Source organism: Neobacillus driksii, assembly GCF_013409995.1.
Classification (GTDB): domain Bacteria; phylum Bacillota; class Bacilli; order Bacillales; family Cytobacillaceae; genus Neobacillus; species Neobacillus driksii.
Genome location: NZ_JACCBX010000007.1, coordinates 370,467 through 376,833 on the forward strand (window position 1 = coordinate 370,467; position 6,367 = coordinate 376,833).

Here is a 6,367-nt window from a genome sequence, read left to right on the forward strand (position 1 = left end):
AAATTAAAATAGTAGTTTGATCTTTTTACACGCTCAGTGAAAGGAACTTAATAATACCTGAGAGAATAGTAGATAAAGGAGAATAAAATTGAAGAAGAGATTGACGAAAATAGGGATAGCTATTGTTTTACTTTTTATAATAGGAATGGGATTTGCCGGTAATTATTTTTACAATGTCGGTATTAATCGCAGCCAAGAAGGACCCAACCTTCATGGAGGGGGCAGCTCGGCAGCGGCGGCTAGTATTGAAGGATCAGAGGAACAGCAGGCGAAGATAGCGGCGTTAATGCAATGGACAGAGCAACAGAAGTTTGAGATCGTTCAGATGAAGTCTTATGATGGCATTAAAAGGGCGCTTTTTGAAGAACCCTAATTCTAAAGGCAAAGTGGTTATTCTGGCACATGGGTATAAGGGCAACAGCGAACAAATGCCCGGGATTACAAAGGATTACTATGACATGGGATATGATGTATTAAAGCCTGACGCCAGAGGACATGGTATGAGTGAAGGCGACTATATCGGGTACGGCTGGCATGACCGAAAGGATTATGTGGATTGGATTGACTTTTTAATAAACGAGAAAAAAGAGAATACTATTTTTCTCCATGGATTTTCAATGGGGGCCGCAACCGTCCTCATGACTTCCGGTGAAAATCTCCCTAAAGAAGTAAAAGGAATGATCGCAGATAGCGGTTATACAACGGTTAAGGCAGAGTTATCACATCAATTAAAATATCTCTACCATCTTCCAGCCTTTCCGCTCATGGAAGTAACGAGTGTTATTACAAAAATTAGAGCCGGATATACCTTTGAAGAAGCTTCGGCATTAGAGAGTGTAAAGAAAAATAAACTACCATTATTTATTATTCATGGCGACCAGGATGAGCTTGTCCCAACTGAAATGGGAACTGAAATTTATCAAGCAGCTTCTAGTGAAAAAGACTTATGGATCGTAAAAGGTGTAGGTCACACCGAGGCATATACGGTTGCTGAGGAAGAATATAAGAGAAGATTACAAAACTTTCTAGATCGTTCGATTCGAAAATAATTCCCAAAGCTCCCTTCATCAAGGGAGTTTTCTTATTTTTCCTATTAACTGAAGTCATATATATGCCCATGGGTATTGGTCTAATCCTGGGACAATCAAGGTACATAGTATGAGATTGTGGTTATTTAGTATGTGACAAATGACCAATTCATTCGTGAATGAAAATGTTGAAATATACAATTTAGGTGGGGGAATGAATGAAAATGAATGAACAAAAACATTACCGAGATGATTTGTTGGAATGGTGTTATGCTGTTGAGGAAAATTGGGATAGTATGAAGCCGAGGTTTTTAAAACTCTATACCATCGAAATCATAAAGGAATGGGAAGAATCTTGCAGCCAATTAAAAACGAAGTTATCGGAAGACATAAATGCCGAAATCGAGGACTATGAAACTGCAAAAAATTTATATGAACAATGGGAACTGCTTTATAGAGAATCAATTGCTTATCCAGAAGAGATTGAAGTGGATTCTGAGTATTATGTGGAAAAGGATGGACAAATCCAAATCGATGAAGATTATTTGGAAACAAACGCTCATCGTGAAGAGAGTGAGAGTGAATCTAAACAATATATAGATTTGGAAGAACTAAACCAATACCGAGAAAATTTGTTGGAATGGTGTGATAATCTGTACACAAATTGGAATAAAAGTAAACTCAGATTGTCAAACATTGTTGATAATGAAACTTTAGAGATTTGGGAAGGAATGTATTCCGAATTCAAAGAGAGATTACAGGAAGACCTGCCATTAGAATACGAAGATTTTGAAACAGCTAATACCTTGTATGAACAGTGGAAAAATCTTCTTGACGAATCGTACTCTAATCAAAAAGAGGCTGAAGTTGAATGAAATGAGTTCGCAAATTCTGATCGAGCCATAATGGATAAATAGAAGAAAACTCCCTCTAAAAGTGGAGGGGTTTTCTTACCGATTCTAAATGGTGAAAATGAGGAAAAAGTAGCAAATTTTGCATTTTTGTGGCCTATCCAGCATTTTCATGTATAGTAGGGAGTAGAATCAATACACTGAAAGGCTGATAATATGAAGGTTGCAATTTTTGATTTTGATGGAACATTATTCCCTGAGGAGACTTTCCCGCTTTTGATGAGTCATTTAAAGAAACATCCTATCCATTTTCAAAAGTACCGGAAATTCTTCCTAAGAATTATGCCGGTCTATATAGCATACAAATGTAAACTTTACCCTGAACAAAAAATGAAAGAGTACACTATGTGGTCGTATATTTCTGCATTTGGTTCTTCTTCCAAGGCGGAAATTGAGGAGTTTTTTTCTCAAATAGGCGGGAAGATGAGTCAAAACCTGAGTAATCAGATGTTACATCGATTAGAACAACATAAAAAAGATGGATACTATACGATGTTAGTCTCCGGAGCATATGTGCCGCTCCTTCATTCGGTCACTGAGGATGTTACTTTTGATTGTATCATTGGAAGTAATATACCCTATGAAAATGAAAAGCTGAGGAAGAATGCTCCAATAAACTACATATACGGTGAACGAAAAACCGAATATATTACTAACCATTTAGCAAACATGAAAGTGGATTGGCAAAATAGCTTTGCATATGGGGACAGTTTTACCGATTTAAATGTGCTTGAATTAGTTGGAAATCCTGTAGCGGTGAACCCTGAACCTCGTTTATTAGAAATTGCTAATCATAAGAAATGGGAAATCATATCGTAACCAAACAGCTTTTTGACAGACAAAACGAGAGCGTATCCTAATCAAGGATCGCTCTCGTTTAAGTTACAAGGCAGATAAGACTATAACGACCACGAGCGGGAAGAAAACAATGATATAACCGATTGGATTAGCAAAATTGAGGGTCCAGCCAACGCCAAAGCGTTTTTCTACAAAAATGGAAGGATCATTTCGGTTGAAGTAAAAGATTCCGCCTTTCCAATGTGTATCATCGTCGTAATCTGTTATTTCCTCTTTCACCTCATCGATAGATTGTTTATCAGAACGCCCGACCTTTACAGCAAAAACAATGGTTCCCGCTAAAACAATCACAAGGAAAATAATTGGCGTTACCATCATGACAGTACCTGCAAATAAATCAGGGTGAATCGTGGTTAATTGGAAGAAACTAAACATAACTGTTAGCAATAAACTAATTCCAAACATCAGCCAGCTTGAGTTTTTCCGTAATGTTAGCTGGCGAGTGCGTGATGCATTCAAACCGGTTGCACTTAATTTAAAGCCAGATTTATTTTTTCCAAGATTGATTCCTAAGAACATTGCTTGCATAGCTAATAGTGTTAGCGGCATTAAGATGGCTGAGATTGGCGTTTTCTCTGTAAAGGCATCCGCTTCACCATTTATTCCCCAGTGAGTTGGAATTTGTTCCGGCAATAGGTCATATTGGAAAATCGTATATCCGATGACCCCGACAGTAATCATCATAGGTAGTAAAAATACATACCAAGGAAGCATTTCATCTTGTGAACGAACCGTTAAATCAGATACTTTAACCTGTGTTAAGTTATCCATCCAATTATTTTTCTTTTTTAATTGAAGTGTCTTTCCATGATAGAAAAAATAAAAGGAAAGGCTGAATAGAATAATGCCAAATTGAATCAATGTCCCGATTAACACGGTCTTTTCTTCACCTTGAGTACTCATTAGGACCCAAATCATATAGCTGGCTAGAACGATAAATGAAAAAAGGGCAACCATAAAGGTGTATCGCTTTTTATAAGATAAGAGTTGTTCATTTTTTATGTGCTTTTCTGGGACTGTGACGCCAAAGATGATGGTCCGTTTTACTAAATAAGGAGTAGCGGTTTGGATGCAAACTAGGATAATGGAGATAAATAGAAATATGGCTAATGTCATATAAGTTCCTCCTTTTGTTTTAATTCTTCTTAATGTCATTAATAATGATTGAAACAAGCTCCAAAATTTGTTTTTGAGACATTCCCACCACAAGTGATTCTGCAATAAGAGGCATATATTCATCTTTTAGTCTATCGAGAGAGGATTGATTGAAATCTTGAGGTGAAGAAATAATCGCGCCTGATTTCGGAACAATCTTGATAATTCCCTTTTTTTCTAACAGGTGGTAGCTTTTATTAACCGTGTGCATGTTAACGCCAAGGTCAGAAGCAAAAGCTCTAACAGAAGGCAGTGAATCGCCTGGCTGAATCACTCCTCTAGCAATTCCTTCGATTATTTGATTGGATAGCTGCTCGTATATTGGGATGTCAGAATCAGGTTCAATTCGAATAATCATTTATTACTTCCTCCAATCTGTTCTATACATATTATAACACATCTGTTCTATTGTTTCTAGAACAATAACTTGTTTGGTCTATTACAAAATGCAAATGATAAAAATTAATTCATTTACCCATAAAATTACATTTGACATATTTAACTGTAAAAATTAATATTACAGTATAGCCATTGAGTTTAGCTCTCTAAATTAGTTTTTAAATGTATTGTTTCTTAACTGTAATGTTTTTTGTTACATTTAGGCTGTTAAGTAATGGTTGAATGATAAAAAGGGAGTGTGTAAAGGTATGGTAACGGTATTTACAACACCAAGCTGTGGTTCTTGTCGAAAAGCAAAGGCGTGGTTAGAGGAACATCAGATTGAATATATGGAAAGAAACATTATAGCAAATCCCCTTACGATCGATGAGATTAAATCGATTCTTCGACTGACAGAAGAAGGGACGGACGAAATTATTTCAACGACCTCAAAAGCTTATCAGGAATTAAATGTAGATATTGAATCTCTGCCACTAAATGCCTTATATCAATTAATTGCCAACAATCCAAAAATGTTGCGCCGCCCAATCATCATAGATGAAAAAAGATTACAAGTTGGATATAACGAGGACGAAATAACTAGGTTTTTACCACGTAAGCTTCGTACATTTGTAAACATTGAATCGCATAAAGAGGCTAATTAATATTCTGAATCGAAGTTAAGTTGCCTCCGATCTGTAATATTTATCATTGTAGTATAGTAAATGATATAATAATAAATAGTAGTAAAATCTATAATAGAAAAATGATGAATGTATAGGAGGCAGGTTATGAACAGTGATTTTACACTTGCCATTCACAGTTTAACTCTACTTGCATTACAGCCAGACCGGATGTCAACAAGTGAATATATAGCAGAAAGTGCCGGTGTCCACCCAGTTCGTATTCGAAAAGTATTAAGTTTATTAAAAAAACATGGTTTTATTAAATCAAAAGAAGGAACAGGCGGCGGCTTTATTTTTGCATTAGAACTTAGTGAGGTTAGTCTATGGGACATCTATAAGATTACTTCAGAAGGTGCACTTCAGCCTAAATGTCCTGAGTCAAATGAACAGTGCATTGTGGGGGCAAATATGCAAAGCGTCCTGTTTACCATTTTTTTAGGTGCTGAAAACCATCTGGGTGAATATTTAAAGGATTACACCATCAAGGAAGTTGTTAGTCTTATTAATCAAAAATAATAAAGAAGAATGACTGGGCTTTTACAACAGGATTCTTTTTAAAAAAACTGTAATAAAATAAATTACAGTTGATGAAGGTCTACGTAGAGAGAGCATGTTTAAAGCAGTACTATACTTTCCAAGCAGGTGAAAAATAATGGTAAATAAAAATAATGTTCCAATGTTAGAAACAGGTGATTGGGTTAAGGGAAATTTGCTGAGTGGGGAATTAATTATTGGTTTTGTTGAATCGCTGAGCAATGTAGAAGGGGTGGCAAAAGTCACGATAGTAACAAGTGACAATAAAGAAATAAATGGCAAAACAGTAGCATTTTTAACCAGTCAGCTTAAACACCTGCCTGCTGCAAATGTTAACAACAAGGAACAAATTCTTTTCCAAATTGATTTAGCGTTAGCAACCGGGGATGAAGAATGGTTTAATGAGCTATCAGCCAAACTGCATTCAATTAATCAACTGGTTAAGGCGGTTAATGCATAGGAAGATTATCCATTGAGGAAAAACTGACAGGTGTGGACCATAAAGGCTTCCGTTTTCGGATGCTTTCTTATTGATTGACGCAAGAATGACTTATGAACTGGCATTTGCAGTGCCGCTTTGAATAGCAATTTTATTGATCTTTCCCACATCTAGGATTAAGAGGGTCCGCGCTTCTCGGATAGGGGTCAGGTTAGATTAAGCACCTGAGTTTATAAATAGACGGATAAATTCCGCTTAATTAGTCATGATATTAAAAAAGGCTTAAACATACTAACATTAGTAGCACAAACCAAGGCCATGGTTTGTGCTACTATTTTTTTATAGTAGAAGTGAAGGAAGGTCGATCCGTCTATGGGA

9 protein-coding genes are annotated in these 6,367 nt (G+C 36.2%); 7 read left to right on the forward strand and 2 right to left on the reverse strand.

Annotated features, from left to right (window positions below; all coding sequences use genetic code 11):
* The first annotated feature begins 88 nt into the window (after positions 1-88).
* From F4694_RS32305 to F4694_RS18020, 4 genes are all read left to right on the forward strand, one after another.
* On the forward strand, positions 89-373 hold the full coding sequence (locus F4694_RS32305) for a hypothetical protein (protein ID WP_257029289.1): 285 nt from the start codon (positions 89-91) through the stop codon (positions 371-373).
* Positions 339-1,049: an alpha/beta hydrolase gene (locus tag F4694_RS18010; protein ID WP_257029290.1), complete on the forward strand. Its 711-nt coding sequence runs from the start codon at positions 339-341 to the stop codon at positions 1,047-1,049. Before F4694_RS32305 ends, F4694_RS18010 begins: the two co-directional genes overlap by 35 nt.
* A gap of 197 nt (positions 1,050-1,246) precedes the next feature.
* Positions 1,247-1,903, forward strand: coding sequence for a hypothetical protein (locus F4694_RS18015; protein ID WP_179600443.1), 657 nt, complete (start codon positions 1,247-1,249; stop codon positions 1,901-1,903).
* Between the two features lie 192 nt (positions 1,904-2,095).
* Positions 2,096-2,758 (forward strand): HAD family hydrolase, encoded by a 663-nt coding sequence (locus tag F4694_RS18020; RefSeq protein ID WP_179600445.1) that lies wholly within the window; start codon positions 2,096-2,098, stop codon positions 2,756-2,758.
* A gap of 63 nt (positions 2,759-2,821) precedes the next feature.
* Here the strand turns inward: F4694_RS18020 and F4694_RS18025 are convergent, their stop codons facing one another.
* Both F4694_RS18025 and F4694_RS18030 read right to left on the reverse strand, forming a co-directional pair.
* Positions 2,822-3,913, reverse strand: coding sequence for a DUF1648 domain-containing protein (locus F4694_RS18025; RefSeq protein WP_179600447.1), 1,092 nt, complete (start codon positions 3,911-3,913; stop codon positions 2,822-2,824).
* A gap of 19 nt (positions 3,914-3,932) precedes the next feature.
* On the reverse strand, positions 3,933-4,310 hold the full coding sequence (locus F4694_RS18030) for a GntR family transcriptional regulator (RefSeq protein ID WP_179600449.1): 378 nt from the start codon (positions 4,308-4,310) through the stop codon (positions 3,933-3,935).
* Between the two features lie 289 nt (positions 4,311-4,599).
* Here F4694_RS18030 and spxA point away from each other — a divergent pair, with 289 nt between their 5' ends.
* From spxA to F4694_RS18045, 3 genes are all read left to right on the forward strand, one after another.
* Positions 4,600-4,995 carry a transcriptional regulator SpxA gene (spxA, locus tag F4694_RS18035; RefSeq protein WP_179600451.1) on the forward strand — a complete coding sequence of 132 codons (396 nt, stop codon included), beginning with the start codon at positions 4,600-4,602 and terminating at the stop codon, positions 4,993-4,995.
* Positions 4,996-5,121: 126 nt separating this feature from the next.
* Complete coding sequence (locus F4694_RS18040; RefSeq protein WP_179600453.1) at positions 5,122-5,532, forward strand: RrF2 family transcriptional regulator; 411 nt, start codon at positions 5,122-5,124, stop codon at positions 5,530-5,532.
* Between the two features lie 136 nt (positions 5,533-5,668).
* On the forward strand, positions 5,669-6,010 hold the full coding sequence (locus tag F4694_RS18045) for an IDEAL domain-containing protein (protein ID WP_179600455.1): 342 nt from the start codon (positions 5,669-5,671) through the stop codon (positions 6,008-6,010).
* Positions 6,011-6,367: the final 357 nt, after the last annotated feature.

Bases quoted from the DNA above. Each gene is read 5' to 3' on its own strand.
- F4694_RS18030 (WP_179600449.1), bottom strand. From the start codon at position 4,310: ATGATTATTCGAATTGAACCTGATTCTGACATCCCAATATACGAGCAG.
- F4694_RS18020 (WP_179600445.1), top strand. From the start codon at position 2,096: ATGAAGGTTGCAATTTTTGATTTTGATGGAACATTATTCCCTGAGGAG.
- F4694_RS18045 (WP_179600455.1), top strand. From the start codon at position 5,669: ATGGTAAATAAAAATAATGTTCCAATGTTAGAAACAGGTGATTGGGTT.
- F4694_RS18040 (WP_179600453.1), top strand. From the start codon at position 5,122: ATGAACAGTGATTTTACACTTGCCATTCACAGTTTAACTCTACTTGCA.
- spxA (WP_179600451.1), top strand. From the start codon at position 4,600: ATGGTAACGGTATTTACAACACCAAGCTGTGGTTCTTGTCGAAAAGCA.
- F4694_RS18015 (WP_179600443.1), top strand. From the start codon at position 1,247: ATGAAAATGAATGAACAAAAACATTACCGAGATGATTTGTTGGAATGG.
- F4694_RS18025 (WP_179600447.1), bottom strand. From the start codon at position 3,913: ATGACATTAGCCATATTTCTATTTATCTCCATTATCCTAGTTTGCATC.
- F4694_RS18010 (WP_257029290.1), top strand. From the start codon at position 339: ATGGCATTAAAAGGGCGCTTTTTGAAGAACCCTAATTCTAAAGGCAAA.